This window comes from Plantactinospora sp. BB1 (genome assembly GCF_003030385.1).
Lineage (GTDB): Bacteria > Actinomycetota > Actinomycetes > Mycobacteriales > Micromonosporaceae > Plantactinospora.
Genome location: NZ_CP028159.1, coordinates 8,169,383 through 8,185,877, shown reverse-complemented (window position 1 = coordinate 8,185,877; position 16,495 = coordinate 8,169,383). Strand labels below are relative to the sequence as shown.

The following is a 16,495-nucleotide window of genomic DNA, read 5'->3' as shown; positions in this document are numbered from 1 at the left end:
TCGGGCACGTCCCGGCGGCGCCGGAGACGATGGGCGGCTATCCCGCCGGCCACCCCGGGTCGCGGTTCGGCTTCCCGGCCGGGGTGGTGGGGACGGTGTCGATCCACCGCACGGCCCGGGGCAGCCAACCGTTGCGCAGCCCATGCGCGCGGCAGGCCAGGATCACGTCCCGTTCCGAGAGGGCGGTACCGGCCCGGCGTACCACCCGGGCCTCCAGCACGCTGCCCAGCATCGTGTGCGGTTTCGGCACCACCACGCAGTCGTGCACCGCCGGGTGTGCGTTGATGCACGCCTCCACCATTTGCGGGTCGACCACCTCGGCACCGACGTGGATCCGGTCGTCGACCCGGCCGACCAGGCGCAGCGCGCCGTCGTCGTCGAGGTAGCCGAGATCGCTGGTCCGGACCCCGTCGGACGGGAACGGCACCAGTACGCCCCGCTCGCGGTAGCCCAGCGCCACCAGGTCGCCGCCGATGGTCAGCCGGCCGGCGTCCGGCACTCCGGCGACGCCCGACCCGGACCCGTCCCGCTCGACCAGGACGCGTACCCCCGGCAGGGGCCGGCCGACCCCGGACCGGACGCTGTCGGGATCGTCGTCGTCGTTGAAGGTCACCGTGCCGACCTCGCTGCCGCAGTAGAAGCTGCGCACCACCGCGCCCCAGCGCTCGCGCATCCGGTCGAAGCGGCCGGCGGAGAGCTGCGACGAACTCGACAACCACCACCGCACCGACGGCGCCGATCCGGCGGCCGGGGAGATCCGGCCCAGCACGTCGTAGAACTCCGGCACGGCGTAGACGACCGACGGGGCCGCCGCGACCAGCGAGTCCGCCGCGACCAGCGGATCCGCCGGGGTGACCAGCAGCGCGGTGGCGTCGGCCGCCGCCGCCGGCAGGGTCACCGTGCTCAGCACGCCGGGCAGGCCGTGCGGCAGCGACGTCCAGAGCAGGTCGGTCCGGCCGATCCGCATGGCGGCGGCCAGCGACCGGGCGTTCGCCACCATCGCCGCGTGGCCGAAGACCACACACTTCGGCGTACCGGTGCTGCCCGAGGTGAGCAGGTCCAGCGCCGGGTCGGACGGGCGGCAGCGCGGCGCCCCGTCGACCGGCGGGCCGAGCAGCTCACCGGGGGTCAGCCGGGTCACTCCCCCGGCTGCCTCGGTGCCGGCGTCGACGACCTGCACCAGGGCGTCCACGATCCGGGCCTGGGCGGCCGGGTCGTGCGGGCTGTCGGTACGGGTGAAGGCGACCCGGAGCCCGGACCACCACGCGCCGGCGGCGACGGCCAGCGCCTCGGCCGGGTCGGTGAGCCCGATCGACACACCGGCGCCGCGCGGGTACCGGGCGAAGCCGGCGGCGTACCGGCGGGCCGCCCCGGCCAGCTCCGGGCCGGTGACGGCGCCGCGTTCGGTCTCCAGCACGAACCCGCTGCCGCAGACCAGCTCGGCGAGGGTGCCGGCCGGCTCCGGTGCGGCCGACATCAGCCGGCGGTGTTGTGGTCGGACGGTCCGGCGATCCGGGGGCAGATCCGGATCGGCCGGGCGCCGACGAAGCTGGCCCGGAACTGTGGCATCCAGGCGTGCACGCTGAACCTGTTGTTGGGGTCGAAGCCCGCGATCATGAAGCCCGAGCGGTCGTACCGGCCCCGCATGATCCACACCCACCAGCGGAAGTCCGGGGCCTGGCCGGTCAGGTGCCGCAGCCGCGCGGTGAGGATGATGTACCGCTGGAGGCTCAGTCCGAGCGAACCGTCCTTGTCGTACCGCTGCCGCAGCTCCCGGGCGGAGACGTTGGCGTCCTGCGGCACGAGGTCGCCCGGGGTGAGGAACCAGAGGTCCTCCTCCTCGGCCGGCGCGGTCACCAGCGGGTCGGAGGTGGCCCAGGTGTCACAGTGGAAGGTCCGGGCGGTCTCGGCCAGCGACAGGCCCTTGGGCGAGACGACCGGGATCCACCCGTCGGCCTTGGCCTGCATCAGCTCCTCGGCGGTGTACGGGCACGGGCCCAGCGAGAACTTGCGGCCGGTGACGGTCTCGATGCCGTTGGCCCGGAACCAGGTCTCGTAGTCCTGTCGCAGGCTCTCCGGCTCGAACGGGTCGGCGACCTCGGGGACGTACGCCCGCAGGTCCGTCGGGCTGATGATCCCGTCGGCGAGCAGTCCCTGCACCAGACCGAGTGCCCGGTCCCGGGTCAGCGCCGACGGCGACCGGGCGGGCGCGTACGGGTCCCGGGCCGAGGCGCCGGTGGTGCCCCCACCGATCTGGTTGTCCGTCCGAGTGTCGGTCACTGTCCCTACCTCCGGGCCGAGAATGGGCGAGAATGGGCGGCGCACCGCGACCGCACGCGCTGCGATTGTTTCTTACGATTCCGGGAGGCGGTAGTGCCACCGGGGGAGCGTTCAATTGCTTACTTCCGCAGTTGTGCACTCAGGTCGACCACTCGGTCGCGGTAACCGCTTCGACCTCGATCGCCCGGCCGCCGTCACGCCAGGACCGGTCCGCGGCTTCCAGTGCGGCGATGACCCGGGTACCGAACCAGCCATCCGAGATCGGGCGTTTGCCGGCGGCGACGCATTCCGCGAAATGGGTTATCTGTTCCATGATGGGCTCCTGCACGGCGATGTGCGGCGCCACCGTGTCCCCGTACCGGTAGGTGAGCTGGTCCGCGCCGAAGTCCGGCGACGGCTCCAGCGCCATCCCCTTGTCGTAGACCTTCACCGGCTCGTCCGGCTCGATGTCGTCGTAGACGATCATGCTCTCGTCACCGACGATGACCAGGTTGCGGACCTTCCTCGGCGCCAGCCACGACACGGCCAGCGAGGCGATCACCCCGGACGGGAAGGTCAGGTCCACGAACGCCACGTCCGGGATGCCGGCGGTGACCACGCTGCGGGCGTTGGCGCTGACCGTCACCGGCGTCTCGCCGAGCAGCCGCAGCACGATCGCGACGTCGTGCGGCGCCAGGTCCCAGACCACGCTGGCGTCGTCGCGGTGCGGACCGAGGTTGAGCCGGGACGACATCAGGTAGTGCAGTTGACCGATGCCGGTCGTGGTCAGCCGGCGGAAGATCCAGCGGACCCGGGGGCTGAACAGGAAGGTGTGCCCGACCATGAGTACCCGGCCGACCCGGTCGGCCAGCTCGGCCAGCGCCACCGCCTCGGCCGTCGACGTCGCCAGGGGCTTCTCCACCAGGACGTGACAGCCGGCCTCCAGCGCCGTGCGGACGTACTCCGGATGGGTGCGCACCGGCGTCGCCACGACGACCGCCTCGACGTCGCCCCCGGCCAGCGCGGCGGCCAGGCTCGACCGGCGGGCCACCGACGGGTAGTGCCGGCGGACCCACTCCAACCGGGCCGGATCGGGGTCGACGGCGGTCACCTGGTCGGCGCCGACCAGCCCGACCAGGTTGCGCAGGAGCTTGGCGCCCCAGTAGCCCACCCCGAGCAGCGCCACCCGCATCATCACGACTCCGTACGTCTTCGACGGTTGTCCCCACACATGACAGCGCAGCATATTTGCGTGACCGTCCACCGACCACAGTTCGAGTGCGGACTCGCACGGTACGCCGTTCACGCAGATGGTTGCCGGCCGGACGATTCGTGGATGAGACTGGCCGGCATGGCACACAGAGGCGTCCATGAATTCAACGCGGGCTTTGAGTGGCGACGCCCGGACGGCCCCTTCCGCCGCATTACCGACGAGCAGGTCGACTCGTATTGCGAGCAGGGATTCTTCGTTATTCCGAACGCGTACGACGCCGACGAGGTCGACCGGATGGCCGCCGAGATCGACCCGATCCAGGCGCGCATCAACGCGACGCTCGAACGCCGGGCCAGCGGCGACCGGCCGGGCTTCACCATCGCCTCGAACCTGGTGCTCCGGTCGCCCGTGCTGCGGCGGTTCTGCGCCACCGGCGTACTGCCCGACGTGGCCCGGGACCTGCTCGGCCCGAGGGTACGGCTCTTCTGGGAGCAGGCCGTCTACAAGCGCCCCGAGCACTCCCAGGCGTTCGCCTGGCACCAGGACAACGGCAAGGTCTTCGTCGAGCCGCAGCAGTACATCACCTGCTGGGTCGCGCTGACCGACGCGACCGAGGAGAACGGCTGCCTGAGCGTGGCACCCGGGCTGCACCGGCTGGGCACGCTGCGGCACTGGCAGAGCGAGCAGGGCTGGGTCTGCCTGGACGAGGATCCGGCCGACGCCGTCCCGGTGCCGCTCTCCGCCGGTGACATGGCCATCTTCTCCTCGGTGACGACGCACATGACGTACCCGAACCGGAGCGACTCGACCCGCAAGGCGTACGTGGTGCAGTACATCCCGGACGGTGCGGTCGCGGTCGACCGCGGCGACGACGGCGGCACCGCCATCACCCCGCAGGATCTCGACGACCGCCAGTTCCTGGTCGGCTGACCGGCGGGCCGGATGCCAACCCGACCGACCGGGCCCGCGCCTCGGTTCGTGGCCAACCCTTCCGCCGGTGGGCTGCCGGAGCGCCCCTCCCGGGCGGTGTACGACTGGCACCGCGCCCTGCCCGGCTACGCCGCCACCCCGCTGCGGGAGTTGCCGGACCTCGCCGGCCAGCTCGGGCTGGAACGACTCTGGGTCAAGGACGAGACCGATCGGTTCGGACTGCCCGCCTTCAAGATCCTCGGGGCGTCCTGGGCCAGCGAGGTGGCGCTCGCGCAGCTCGCCGCGCGGCCGGCCGTACCGGTGCTGGTGGCCGCCACCGACGGCAACCACGGACGCGCGGTGGCCCGGGTCGCCCGCCGGGCCGGCTGCCGCGCCCGGATCTTCCTCCCCGCCGACACGGCGCCGGCCCGGATCGAGGCGATCCGGGCCGAGGGCGCCGAGATCGACGCGCGGGAGCGCAGCTACGACGACGCGGTACGCGCCGCCGCCGACTTCGCCGACGCCTCGGCCGACGCCGTACTCGTCTCCGACACCGCGTTCCACCCGGCCGACCCGGTGCCCCGGGCGACCATCGACGGCTACGGCACCATCTTCTGGGAGATCGGTGACGTCTTCGCCCGGACCGGGGATCCCTGGCCGGACCTGGTGACGGTGCAGATCGGGGTCGGCGGACTCGCCGCCGCGACGGCCCGGTTCCTCCGGCACCACGCGCCGGGCCGGCCGTTCATCTGCGGAGTGGAACCAGTTGACGCCGGCTGCGCTGCGGCGTCGGTGGGCCGGGACACCCCGGCGCAGATCGAGTCCGACTTCCGGTCGGTGATGGTGGGACTGAACGCCGGCCGGCTGTCCTCGGCGGCCTGGCCCGACCTCGCCACCGCCCTCGACGGCTTCCTCACCGTCGCCGACGAGTGGGCGCTGCTCGCCCGGGACGCCCTGCGGGAGCGCGGGATACCGGCCGGCGACACCGGCGCCGCCGGACTGGCCGGCCTGCTGGCGCTGCGCCAACTCGCCGCCGAGCGGGACGATCCGGCGCTGGCCGGGGCGCGCACGGCCCGCCGCGCCCTGGTGGTGGTCACCGAGGGCAGGACCGACGACCCCGACGCGGTACCCCGCCGGTAGGCACCGCGCCGACGGGGCACCCGTCCGGCCTACCGGCCCCGGGACGCCTCGTCGAGCCGGCGCCGTACCGAGCGCGGGGTCATGTCCGTCCACACCTCTTCGATGTAGCCGAGGCACTCCTCCTCGGAGCCGGCGCGGCCGACCAGTTCCCAGCCGGGCGGCACCGGCCGACCCTGCGGAAAGATCGAGTACTGGCCCTCGTGGTTGCGGACCACCTCGTAGCCGCGCTGTCGCGGCGACTCGACCTCGCTCATGTCCTCTCCTCCCCCGACCCGCCGGGCCGGTCAGCTTCGGTCCGGATCCGCACGTCGGATCCGGCACCGGGGTCGAGCGGCAACCGGACCGCTCGGTGGACCAGTTGCAGCGCGGCCATCCGGGCGGCCACCACGTCGGCGACCGGGTGCCGGGCCAGCAGCGGCGTGACCGAACTCCAGTCCCCGCCGACCAACCGGGTCAGCGCGGCCGGGAGACCGTCGTCCGCCGGGCCGGGCGGCGGGTACGCCGACAGCAGGTGCCGGGCCCACGCCCGGCCGTACGACAGCCCGAGCCGGAAGTCCCGCTCCCGCCAGGGCTCGGAGAGCGGTCCGGCGTACGGCGTCGCGTACGCGTCGACGAGCACGTGTCCGGTCGGCCAGTACTCCCGGGAGAGCTGGTGCAGCCGCGCGAAGATCGCGGCGATCTCGGCGACCGCACCGGCGTGCCGGGACTCCGGCGCTGCGACTCCGGCTGCCGGCGGGTCCGCCCGGTCGTCATCCGGCGGCCCGCCGCGCTCCGCCCGGACGATCCGGCTCTGCCCGGCGAACGCGCCGGGAGCCTGCGGCGACCCGCTGACCACCGGGGTCAGCCCGTGCCGGTCCAGCATGGCGCAGACGGCCGGTACCGTCGTGGCGTCCGCCTCCACCACCACCGCGTCGACGAGCGGCCAGTGCGCCGGATCCACCCCGGCCAGCACCCGCACCTCGTCACCCTCGACGTCCACCTTCAGCAACGACAGCCGGCGGATCGCGTGCTCCTCGATCAGCGTCGAGACGGTCACCTGCGGCACCACGGACCGTGCCGGGGCGAAGAGCTGGTCGATCAGGTCCGTCGCCACCGCCTCGGCCAGCTGCGGTCCCCACGGGCCGTGCCGCAGCATCCTCGGCAGCGACCGAGCGAGCACCGCGGCGGTTTCGGCCAGCGTCCGGGCGTCCTCGCCGGCCGTGGTGGCGGCGAGCATGCTGCCACCGCGACAGCCGACGATCTCGGCCCGGCCGGGCTGCTGGGCCGCCACGGCGCGGACCGCGACCGGCTCCGTCCGGCCCCGGTGCAGCGCGAGGTTGCGGAGCAGGGCCGCGTGCGACGACCCGAACGGTTCGACCGCGATCACCCGGGCATCGGGGCGGCGGCGCAGGACGTCGAGCGAGAAGAGGCCGATGTGCGCACCGATGTCGAGGACCACCGGCCGGGGTGGCAGCGGACGCATCCGGCGCAGATATCCGCCGTCGGCGGCGAACTCGGCCAGTACGACTTCGGCCTCGTACGGCGTGCTGGCGAATACGGGGTGGTCGCCGATCAGCGACAGCGAGTTGTCGGCGACCCGATCGGCGATCAGGCCAATGAGCGCCGCCGCCCCGGTCGACAACCGATCCGGCGATATCCGGGCCGACAAGACCCGCAGACCGTCTTCCGTGGTGTGTGGACGAAGCTCCGATAAATAGTCAGGCAACATGCCGTACACGTCGCCCTCCTCTCGGCGAGCAAGGTCGATGCTAGCTTTGGCGCCGCCGACCCGCACGACCGAAACTGCACATTCACGTTCGACATCCCACTTGCCCTCGCCCCGGTCGCGGTGTTGGCTCTCATCTGCTGGATCGTGCTGTCGGATCGCTCGTTCCCGGAAGGAAAAACCATGACGGACAAGATGGTTGGCGTGACGGAACAGGTCGACAACGCGTTGCGCGAGGTCCTCGGGTATTTGCCGCCGGACGACGAGGACCTGACCGGGTCGATCGATTCCATGCAGAAGCTGGAACTTCTCGTCCTGCTGGAGCAGAACCTCGCCATTCCATTCCAGGACGAGGCGCTGGGAGCCGACTGGTGGGCCAGCCGGTCCGGCATCATCGGGTACGTCGAGTCCGCTCGCGCGCAGGTCGGCTCCTCCTGACCGGCGACCGGCGGACGGCCTCCGCCACCGACGCCGACTGGCAGCGGCTCTCCGGCGGCACGATGTCGCTGGTGGAGCGGCGCGGTGACGTCGTACGGCGCCGGACGGGCTTCTGGAGCCCGCCGGTGCACGCGCTGCTCTCCCACCTCGAGACGGTCGGGTTCGACCGGTCACCGCGACTGCTCGGCGTCGACGGGCAGGGCCGCGAGCTGCTCAGCTATCTGCCGGGCGAGGTTCCCCGGGCGTGGCGCTGGGTCGGCGACGACCGGGCGCTGGTCGAGGCGGCCCGGCTGCTGCGCCGGTACCACGACGCGGTGGCCGGTACGACGCTGCGGACGCTGCCCGGCTGGGATCCCTTCCTCCAGGAGCCCCCGGAGCTGCGGGGTGACCCGGAGGCGGAGGTGGTCTGCCACAACGACTTCGCGGTGTACAACTGCGTCTTCGTCGACGGACTCCCCCAGGCGATGATCGACTTCGACGGTGCCGCCCCCGGGTCACGCGGCTGGGACCTGGCCTGGACCGCCTTCAGTTTCGTCCCGCTCAATCCGGACGTGCCGGTGCCGGACCGGCCGCGCCGGCTACGACTGATCTGCGACGCGTACGGGCTGACGGACCGGTCCCGGCTGGTCGACCTGATCGAGGCGCGGCTGGAGCGGCTCCGGGACGGGATCCGCTCGCTCGCCGGCACCGACGCACCGCAGGGCGACACGCCACCGAGCCACCTGGCCTACTGCGAGCGGTCGCTGCGGCTGGTCAGGCGGCTACGGCCGGCCCTCGAATCCGCCCTGCGCTGAGCCCTGTGCGGCGCCGGCCAAGGGCTGCGCTGAGCGGGCCGAGGGCTGCGCTGAGCCGGCCGGGTGCGGGTGCGGCGTCGCCGCCCGCAACGGTGCGCAGGGGCGCCATCCGGCCGCCAGCAGTGCCACCGGGCGCAGCCGTACCGACGAGGTCAGCACGGCGTACGCGTCGGCGCCGAACCGGGCCGCGGTGGCCTCGGGTACCGGTCGCGGCGCACACCCCCGCCACCGGGCGGCGAGCCGGGCCGCCTCGACCGCCCGCAGCGGCTCCCCGTCGGCGACCACGCACACCTCGGGCAGCTTCCCGGCCAGCGCCAACCGGACGGCGCCGGCGAGGTCGTCCCGGCGTACGAAGCTCAGCCAGTTCAGTCCCGGGTCCACATAGGACGCCGACACCCCGGTCCGCTCCGGGTCCTCCGCGTAGACCGGTCCGGCCCGCAGGAAGGTGCCGAGGGTCGGCCCGGGCGCCAGCCTCCGCCGTACCGTCTCCTCCATCCGCACCGTCGCCTCGCCGAGCGGATTGCGGGGATCGGCCGGGGTGTCGTCCTCGACCCAGCCGTCGCCCGGACCGTAGACGCTGACGTTGCTCACCTGCACCCAGCGACGTACCCCGGCCCGGGCCGCCGCCGAGGCGAGCCGGCCGGCCGCCTCGACCATCCGCTCCCCGGCGGTACGGCGCGGCCCGGCCGGCGCGAGCGCGTAGACCACCGCGTCGGCACCCCGGAGCAGGTCCTCGCCCGACGCCGGGTCGGCGAGCAGGTCGCGCTCGACCACCGGTACGCCGCGCGGGACCGCCGCGCCGCTGCCCGGCAGTCCGACGGCCACCACCCCGGGCTCCGGTCGACCACCCGCGCCGAGGAGACCGGCGATCGCCCCGCCGACGAATCCCGTGCCGCCGAGCACGACCACCCGGCTCACGGCCACCCCACCGGAGCACCGGGTCGGGCCGGAATCACCATGCTGAACACCACCGATGCGATTGTCGACAGTCGCGGCAACCCGCATTCTGCTCAGTGGCCGGTGCGACGGCCAGGGTTCGACGTGGGGAGGATCCGATGGCGCTGGACCGGCGTACCGGACGGGCCGACGTCGCGGTGGTCGGCGCCGGCATCATCGGGGCGCTCACCGCGTGGCGGCTCCAGGCCGCCGGCCACCGGGTGCTGCTGCTGGCCGAGCGGCTGGTCGGTGGCACCACCGCCGGGTCGGCCGCGGTGCTCCGGACGCTCTGCGACGAGCCGGAGCTGGCCGCGGAAGGGCTCTCCTGGTACCGGCGGTGGAGCGACCAGGTGCCGCCGGCACTGGCCGCCCTGCTGCGCTGCGGCGTCGTCGTGGTTACCCCGGCGGAGGCCGCCGAGGCGGCGACCCGGGCCGGCCGGGCCGTCGCCGGGCGCTCCGGGACCCCGCCGCGGCGGTGCGACCGGGCCGAGGTCCCCGGCGGGTACGACCCGGGGGCCGGCGTGGCCTGGTACGAGCCCGACTCCGGCTGCGCCGACCCCCGGGTCGTGCTGCTCTCCCTGGTCCGGGCCTTCCTGCGGGCGGGCGGTGCGCTCCGGCTGACCCGGGTACGCGCGCTGGACCGGATCGGCGACGGCTGGCGGCTCCGCACCACCGACGGGCCCGCCTCGGACGCCTCGGCAGTCCTGCTGGCGGCCGGCGCGGCCACTCCGGCGCTGCTGCCCGATCCGGCCACCCGGCGCCGGATCCACCGGCAGCCGGTCAGCCTCGGCCTCTTCCCCGACCTCCCCGAGGCCGGCGGTGCCCGCTCCGGCGCCCCGCACGGTGCCCTGCCGGCCGTCGTGGACCTGGTGCACGACGTGCTGCTGCGCCCGGTTCGCGGGGGCCTGCTGGGGACGCTCCGCACCGAAGCGCGCGGCCGGTCCTTCCTGGACGCGCTCCGGGCCGCCGCGACCACCCGGCTGGACCGGGCCCTGCCCCGGCCACGGCTGGTCGTCGAGTCCGAGTTCGACCTCACCGGGGACGGCCAGCCCTACATCGGGCCGGTCGGGGACGGGCTGCTCGTCGCCTACGGCTTCGGCGGCCGGGGCTTCAAACTGGCACCGCCGCTGACCGAGGCGATCGCGCTGGCGATCTCGTCGGGTCGTACCCCGGCCCCGCTGCGGCGCTTCGACCCGCTGCGTACCCGGGCCGCCACCGCTGGCCCGCTCGACGTGCTGGCCTGACGGGGCACGGTCGGCGCGGTCGGCACGTGGTGGCGCGGCACGGCCGTACCGGTCAGTCGGTAGCGAACTCCAGGCACACCAGGTCACGCCGGCAGGCCACGACCACCTGGTCGGTATCCTCGTCGAGGACGGTGCCGGGCGCGGCGGCGACGCCGTTCCAGCGCAGCACGTAGCAGGAGCCCACCCGCCGGCCCCGGTACGTCGGCAGCTGGATCGGCGGGAAGATGAGCGAGCGACACCAGTCCCGCACCTGCTCGGCGTCGCGGTCGAAGTCGCTCACCTCCAGGTCGGTGAAGTCGACCGAGCTGCGGTAGAACGTGGTCGCGGCGGAGTCGTCCTGCGCGGTGGCGGTGACCGTGCCGTGCAGCAACGCCTCCAGATGCTCCTTGAGCAGCTCGAACCCGTACCGGTGGTAGGTCTGGAACAGGTCGTACGCGGTCGTGAAGGGTGGCAGCTCGAAGGCGCGGGTCGCGATCACCGGCCCGGCGTCGACCGACGGCGCCAACACGTGCAGGGTGACACCCACCCGGCTCTCGCCCCGGCGGATCGGCAGCAGCGAGGTCAGGCTGCCCCGGTAGTGCGGCAGGAGCGCGAAGTGCAGGTTGTAGGCGGCGGCACCGCCGAGCCGGGCGCAGTCCACGATCACGTCGTGCTGCAACGACAGGAAGACGTCCCGTGGCCCGAGCCCGGCCGTCTCCGCGGTGCGGTGCACCCGCCAGCCACGCCGCTCGGCGAGGGCCGCCAGCGAGGGCATCCAGGTGTCCCGTCCCGGGTCGCCGTCGTTGCGCACCACCTCGATCCGGGCCTCCAGCGCGCCGGCCGCGACCAGTGAGCCGAGCAGCCGGGCGGCCCGTACCGGCAGCCAGCCACGGCCGCCGATCGCCACCCGCATCGGCGGTTCCGCGCTCACCACGACCGCGACCCGACCGTGCCGAGCACGAGTTCCTCGGCGACCCGTCCCGGATCGGGGTCCTCGGCGAGGCGGGCGGCGGCCGCTCTGGCCGCGACGTGGTACGCCTCGTCGCCCAGGAGCTCGGTGATCGCCCGGCTCACCGCCGCCGGATCCAGGTCCGGCGCCACCACCCGACCGACGCCGAGCCGCTCGGCCCGGCGGGCGTTCTCGAAACCGTCGAGCCAGTGCGGGATCATCAGCGCCGGTACGCCCGCCCGCATCCCGGTGAGCAGGCTGCCCCGGCCGGCGTGGTGCACGATCGCCCTCGCCTGCGGCAACAGCCGGGACAGCGGGGCGAACTGGTGGACCAGGCAGTGCTCGCCCTCGGCGTCGACCCGGCCCCGGCAGACGAGGTAGAGCACCCGGAACCGGAGCCGCTGCGCCAGCCGGGCCAGGTGGGCACAGGTCGGCGGGTAGTCGTTGGCCCAGCTGTCCCCCAGGGTGCAGATGACCAGCGGGCCCAGGTCGGCACGGTCGACGAAGCGCTGCACCCGTGGCGGCACCGCGAGCCCGTCGCTGCCCTCGTACGCCGGGTACCCGGCGACGCGGAAATGGTCGGGCCAGGAATCCGTACCCGAGAGGAACAGCTCGGAGACGATCACCAGAACGGCGTCGTCGGAGAGGCTGCCGAGGGTGCTGGCGTGGGGCCGCTCCGGCAGGCCCAGCTCGCGCCGGATGGCGTTCAGCGGCGGTGTGCCGAGCCGGTCCACCAGCCGCAGCGTGCGCTCGGCCAGGGCACGCTCCTCGGCCGAGGCGCCGGCCGGCGGATAGTACAGCTCGACGATGTCGACCCCGGTCACCGAGATCAGCGGTACGCCCAGCAGTTCGGCGGCGAGCTGGCCGCCGTACTGGAAGTGGTTGGCGATCACGACGTCGAAGGGTCCCTCGGCGACGATCCGGCGGGCCGCCTCGGCCGCGGTCGGCAGCGCCACCCGGCGGATCAGCTGGGACAGCGCCTGGGACGTCTCTCCCGAGTTCTCGAAGACCTCCTGGCAGGCGCTGCCGGTGCCCAGCGGCGCGAACCGCAGGTTGGTCCGGGCGACGTCGTCCGCGTACTCCGAATATTCGAAGACGGTGACCCGGTGGCCCCGGTCCCGCAGCGACCGCCCGATCCCGAGCAGCGGAAAGAGGTCTCCGCGTGAGCCCAGGCTGGCCACGGCTATGTTGGCCACGAAACCCCCAGTTCCGTCAGTAGGTGCTGATGTCCCGGGCCATGCTTCCGCTGCGCATCGCGGCCGCGTCGATGGCGCGCAGCTGTGCGGCCATCGCCCCGGTGCGCGGGTCGTACTTGGCCGCCCACTCGTCGTAGCTCTCGATCCGGCCGGGGTCGCCGGCCGTCCGGCAGAGGTATCCGCCTCGGGCCTTGCGCCGCATGGCCGGACTCTCCGCGCCGAACCGTACGTCCACGGTCCAGCGCACACCCTCGGACTCGTTCGGCAGCGCCTGGTGGACCGTGCTCTCGGTGAAGATCACCACGTCGCCCGGCACGGTCGGCAGGGTGACCGGCTCGATGTGGCCGAGCCGCTCGACCGAGACGTTCTTGTTGCGGAACTCGTCGAACTCCGGCGGGATCACGCCGTGCCGGTGCGAGCCCGGCAGGATCTGGAGGCAACCGGCCCGGGCGTCGACCGGCACCAGCGGAATCCAGCAGGTCAGGATGTTGCCGTCGGCCGGCTCCCAGCCCCGCAGGTAGTACGCGTCCTGGTGCCAGCCGATCTTCTGGACCGGTGCCCACGGCTCGCGCGGACGGCCGTTCCAGGTGTCGTGCGCCCAGAGTTCGTCGCCGAGCCAGCTCCGCATCCGGCCGGTCAGCTCCGGGCGCCGCCACAGCCGGTACATCGCCTCGCTGACCAGCACCCGGCGCCAGGTCACCGGGCGCAGTGCCGGCAACTGCTGGCGGATCAGCCACCACCGGGTGGTGAACGGGGCGTCCTCGTGCAACTGCTCGATGAGCCCCTCGTCCCGCCACTGCCGCGCCATCCGGTCGACGACCGCGGCGAGCGCGTCCCGGACCGGTTGCAGTGCGTCGTCCGGAAGGACGCCACGCAGTACGAGATATCCGTCGTCGGCCAGCCGCGACCGCTCTTCGTCCGTCAGCGGTACCTCGGATGCGAATGCCGATTCCATGCCGGTGCTCCTCTCCATGCGCGTCCTGTCTCCGGACGCGACGGGCCGCCGGTGTGCCATAGGTATAGCGAACTTCCGCGAGGGCAGCCAGGGCGTGGAATTCACCCGGGACTCGGCGTGCAACCGCAGGAACTCCCCAGTTGTGCAGCACGCGGCCTCCGCCCGCGCGATGGGCGGATCGGCTCGCGTTGTCGGTGAGTCAGTCGGTCGGCCGTGCGGCCGACATTGCCTGGTCGTCGAGGGCCGCGGCGAGTTCGGCGACCGTACTCGCCTCGAAGAGCAGTTCGAGTGGCACCTCGGCACCGAACTGTTCCTGTAGTCGCCACAGCAACTGCATCATCAGCAGGGAGTGTCCGCCGAGTTCGAAGAAGTTGTCGTGCACCCCGACCCGGTCCACCCCCAACAACTCCACCCACAACCCCGCCAACACCCGCTCCGTCACCGAACGCGGCGCCTCGAACGCCACCTCCAACTCCGGACGCTCCACCGGCACCGGCAACGCCCGCCGATCCAACTTCCCATTCGCCGTCAACGGCAACGCCGCCAACCACACAAACACCGACGGCACCATGTACTCCGGCAACACCCGCGACAACCAGCAACCAACACCGCGCCGACGCTCTACCCACCTGGATCCACACCTACAACCACCATCGCGGACACACCGCACTCGGAGGCCAACCACCCATCAGCCGCGTCAACAACGATGCTGGTCCCTACATCTAGCCGCTGCCGGGCGAGGGAGCGAGCGGCATCGACAGCGGCGGTCATCTGAAGGAGCCTACGTAGCCGCTCCATGCCTCCCTACCCGCGTGGCGCGTGCCGGCGGTGGGAAGCACACCTACGCTGCCGGGAGTGACCGCCTCCCAGCAGCCACCTATGGCAACGCCACGCGTTGCCGCAGGCGCCCTCTTCTTCGACGCCGCCGGCCGCGTGCTCCTCGTGCGCCCCAGCTACAAGCAGGGCTGGGAGATCCCTGGTGGCTACGTCCAGCTCGGCGAGTCACCCCGCGCCGCTTGCATGCGGGAGGTTCAGGAAGAGCTTGGTCTCACAGTTGACGTGGGCGCTCTCCTCGTCATCGACTGGGCGCCCGCTGCCAACGAGGGTGACAAGCTCCTTTTCGTCTTCGACGCGGGCCCTTTCGACGGTGACCGCCAACGCCGCATCGCCTTCACCGACGGCGAAATCACCGAGTGGCGGTTTGTCGCCGTCGAGGACTTGGACGACTACGGGCCAGACCGCCTGATCCGTCGCATCCGTACGGCGATTGCAGGCAGGACCCGAGGGCGCACGATCTATGCCGAACACGGAATGATGGCGGGCCCGCAGCCTGAGACCCTGCCCGAGCCGTGAGACGTTTCTGTACGTCTTCAAGGCGGCCCTTGACGGGCCGCACGCGCCGCCGCCTGAGCGCGCGGCCGTCGCTCCGCTGCCGCTCCGACTCCGGCCACGCAACACGCCCGGCGGCTGGCGCGGAGGGCGGGAAGCCCGGTGGGCCGCCGGATGACGACACGAGATGCGCTGTAGATCACCTCATCGGGCACCACAAGGGCTACCAGCCTCTTCAGACGGGGTCAAGGTCGTTCGTCCGGTAGGGCACTCCACCTTGGCCCCGTCCGGGGAGGCTGGACGGTCTACGACACCCCGACGAGGAAATCCGCTTTCAAGCAGCTGGTAAACCAGGGCGATGCGGCAATGCATGCGGCTACTAGCTTGACTGGCGTCTGTTCCGGCGAGCCGGGAAAACTCGGTCGATCACTATCACCGGAAGCATGGCGATTGCACCGACCACGGCGAGTGCCCACCAAGGCCAGTCGCTGAGGAAAAGCCCAGCCGCTGTCAAGATGGCGAAAGTCGACAGATAGGCGAGGTACATGGGCCAGCGCATGCCGCTCAGCCTAGATGGCAGGGGCAATCCCGTCGGCCATGAGCGGTCCGCAAGAGGCCGGTTGACGGCGGCAGAGCTGCGAGAGATGAGGAGAAGCAGAACCGCTGGTAGACCGCCGTCCGCGCAGATTGTCGGGCCGCCCGTTTTGATCTCGTAATGCGTCGGTCGTCGTACGGGGATGCCACCGGACAATGCCGTGACGATCGCACGGGTTGCTGGGGGGCACCGTCGAGCGTAGGGCGATCGCTGCCGAGCCGCTTCGCGGCTTGCCACCGGAGTACGTGGTCCAGGCGCACGGTGAACCGGCGCCACGGCAAGCCGTCCCGGCCCGAAGGCCGGGACAGGAAGCCGTACGACGCCGGCCAGTCGCCCTGAGGTCGAGCGCGTGCCAGCCACGTGCCAGAAGCCGATGCCGTAGACGGTCACCAGCGGGCAGTACCGGTCATCGCCAACCCGCCGTTGACCAGGCACAACGGACAGATCAGGGCAGGCGGAAACGATCTTCCAAACTGAGGATGCGGGTTCGATTCCCGTCGCCCGCTCCAGTCTCTCGGGCCCAGGTCAGCGGTAGTTCGCCAAGCCTGGGCCGTTCTGTTTCCGGCTCTGATCGATCTTGCGGGCCATTCGCGGGCCAGTAGCGGTGCCCTTCCGGGCGGTTTTGTCGCCGCCGAGGACTTGGACACCTACGGACCGGAGCGCCTCATCCGCCGCATCCGTATGGCGATCACAGCCAGGATCCGGGGCGCACGATCTACGCCGAACATCGAATCGATGGCAGGGCGGAAGCCCCGAGAGGGTGCCCTGTCTAGTCCCGGTTGCTGCTGCTCGATGCTTGGCCTAGCCGAAGTCGATATGATCAGGTGGACGGGGTTCCGGACTTGGCGCGTCGC

General features: G+C 72.5%; 16 protein-coding genes and 1 pseudogene. 7 read left to right on the top strand and 10 right to left on the bottom strand.

Translation table 11 applies throughout. The features are described from left to right. Nucleotides 1–37 precede the first annotated feature (37 nt). The 3 genes from C6W10_RS35920 to C6W10_RS35910 form a co-directional block, all read right to left on the bottom strand. Nucleotides 38–1,477 (bottom strand): class I adenylate-forming enzyme family protein, encoded by a 1,440-nt coding sequence (locus C6W10_RS35920; RefSeq protein WP_107263415.1) that lies wholly within the window; start codon nt 1,475–1,477, stop codon nt 38–40. Beyond that, a complete protein-coding gene (locus tag C6W10_RS35915) occupies nt 1,477–2,280 on the bottom strand; it encodes a hypothetical protein (protein WP_107263414.1) in 804 nt (267 codons plus the stop codon). Before C6W10_RS35915 ends, C6W10_RS35920 begins: the two co-directional genes overlap by 1 nt. A 139-nt stretch (nt 2,281–2,419) precedes the next feature. After that, the gene (locus C6W10_RS35910; RefSeq protein WP_159104890.1) at nt 2,420–3,454 is read right to left on the bottom strand and encodes a Gfo/Idh/MocA family protein; all 1,035 of its coding nucleotides are present in this window, start codon (nt 3,452–3,454) and stop codon (nt 2,420–2,422) included. A gap of 156 nt (nt 3,455–3,610) precedes the next feature. On the opposite strand from C6W10_RS35910, the gene C6W10_RS35905 reads away from it, so the two are divergent. Further along, a complete protein-coding gene (locus tag C6W10_RS35905; protein ID WP_159104889.1) occupies nt 3,611–4,402 on the top strand; it encodes a phytanoyl-CoA dioxygenase family protein in 792 nt (263 codons plus the stop codon). A gap of 48 nt (nt 4,403–4,450) precedes the next feature. Continuing rightward, complete coding sequence (locus tag C6W10_RS35900) at nt 4,451–5,521, top strand: pyridoxal-phosphate dependent enzyme (RefSeq protein ID WP_159104888.1); 1,071 nt, start codon at nt 4,451–4,453, stop codon at nt 5,519–5,521. Nucleotides 5,522–5,550: 29 nt separating this feature from the next. Here the strand turns inward: C6W10_RS35900 and C6W10_RS35895 are convergent, their stop codons facing one another. Continuing rightward, complete coding sequence (locus tag C6W10_RS35895; RefSeq protein ID WP_107263411.1) at nt 5,551–5,775, bottom strand: MbtH family NRPS accessory protein; 225 nt, start codon at nt 5,773–5,775, stop codon at nt 5,551–5,553. Further along, entirely contained in the window at nt 5,772–7,142 is a 1,371-nt protein-coding gene (locus tag C6W10_RS35890; protein WP_159104887.1) for an FkbM family methyltransferase, read from the bottom strand. The genes C6W10_RS35895 and C6W10_RS35890 overlap by 4 nt, the downstream gene beginning before the upstream one ends. Nucleotides 7,143–7,409: 267 nt before the next feature. Here C6W10_RS35890 and C6W10_RS35885 point away from each other — a divergent pair, with 267 nt between their 5' ends. Then, nucleotides 7,410–7,664: a hypothetical protein gene (locus tag C6W10_RS35885; RefSeq protein WP_159104886.1), complete on the top strand. Its 255-nt coding sequence runs from the start codon at nt 7,410–7,412 to the stop codon at nt 7,662–7,664. After that, nucleotides 7,598–8,458: an aminoglycoside phosphotransferase family protein gene (locus C6W10_RS35880; RefSeq protein ID WP_159104885.1), complete on the top strand. Its 861-nt coding sequence runs from the start codon at nt 7,598–7,600 to the stop codon at nt 8,456–8,458. The genes C6W10_RS35885 and C6W10_RS35880 overlap by 67 nt, the downstream gene beginning before the upstream one ends. Here the strand turns inward: C6W10_RS35880 and C6W10_RS35875 are convergent. Continuing rightward, nucleotides 8,426–9,376 carry an NAD(P)-dependent oxidoreductase gene (locus C6W10_RS35875; protein ID WP_159104884.1) on the bottom strand — a complete coding sequence of 317 codons (951 nt, stop codon included), beginning with the start codon at nt 9,374–9,376 and terminating at the stop codon, nt 8,426–8,428. The genes C6W10_RS35880 and C6W10_RS35875 overlap by 33 nt on opposite strands. A gap of 137 nt (nt 9,377–9,513) precedes the next feature. Here C6W10_RS35875 and C6W10_RS35870 point away from each other — a divergent pair, with 137 nt between their 5' ends. Beyond that, nucleotides 9,514–10,638 carry an FAD-binding oxidoreductase gene (locus C6W10_RS35870; protein ID WP_107263406.1) on the top strand — a complete coding sequence of 375 codons (1,125 nt, stop codon included), beginning with the start codon at nt 9,514–9,516 and terminating at the stop codon, nt 10,636–10,638. A 52-nt stretch (nt 10,639–10,690) separates the two neighbouring features. Here the strand turns inward: C6W10_RS35870 and C6W10_RS35865 are convergent, their stop codons facing one another. The 4 genes from C6W10_RS35865 to C6W10_RS35850 all read right to left on the bottom strand — a co-directional run bounded on the left by C6W10_RS35865 (nt 10,691) and on the right by C6W10_RS35850 (nt 14,276). After that, nucleotides 10,691–11,551 carry a formyltransferase family protein gene (locus C6W10_RS35865; RefSeq protein WP_107263405.1) on the bottom strand — a complete coding sequence of 287 codons (861 nt, stop codon included), beginning with the start codon at nt 11,549–11,551 and terminating at the stop codon, nt 10,691–10,693. Further along, on the bottom strand, nt 11,545–12,762 hold the full coding sequence (locus C6W10_RS35860) for a glycosyltransferase (RefSeq protein ID WP_159104883.1): 1,218 nt from the start codon (nt 12,760–12,762) through the stop codon (nt 11,545–11,547). Before C6W10_RS35860 ends, C6W10_RS35865 begins: the two co-directional genes overlap by 7 nt. A 16-nt stretch (nt 12,763–12,778) precedes the next feature. After that, a complete protein-coding gene (locus C6W10_RS35855) occupies nt 12,779–13,717 on the bottom strand; it encodes a phytanoyl-CoA dioxygenase family protein (protein WP_159079445.1) in 939 nt (312 codons plus the stop codon). Nucleotides 13,718–13,916: 199 nt separating this feature from the next. Continuing rightward, nucleotides 13,917–14,276, bottom strand: a complete 360-nt coding sequence (locus C6W10_RS35850) for a phosphopantetheine-binding protein (RefSeq protein ID WP_199853811.1) — start codon at nt 14,274–14,276, stop codon at nt 13,917–13,919. A 35-nt stretch (nt 14,277–14,311) separates the two neighbouring features. Here C6W10_RS35850 and C6W10_RS39035 point away from each other — a divergent pair. Both C6W10_RS39035 and C6W10_RS35845 read left to right on the top strand, forming a co-directional pair. After that, nucleotides 14,312–14,443: pseudogene (locus C6W10_RS39035) on the top strand (integrase core domain-containing protein); the annotation flags it as partial. 129 nt (nt 14,444–14,572) lie between these two features. Continuing rightward, on the top strand, nt 14,573–15,070 hold the full coding sequence (locus tag C6W10_RS35845) for an NUDIX hydrolase (RefSeq protein WP_234359116.1): 498 nt from the start codon (nt 14,573–14,575) through the stop codon (nt 15,068–15,070). The last annotated feature ends 1,425 nt before the right edge of the window (nt 15,071–16,495 follow it).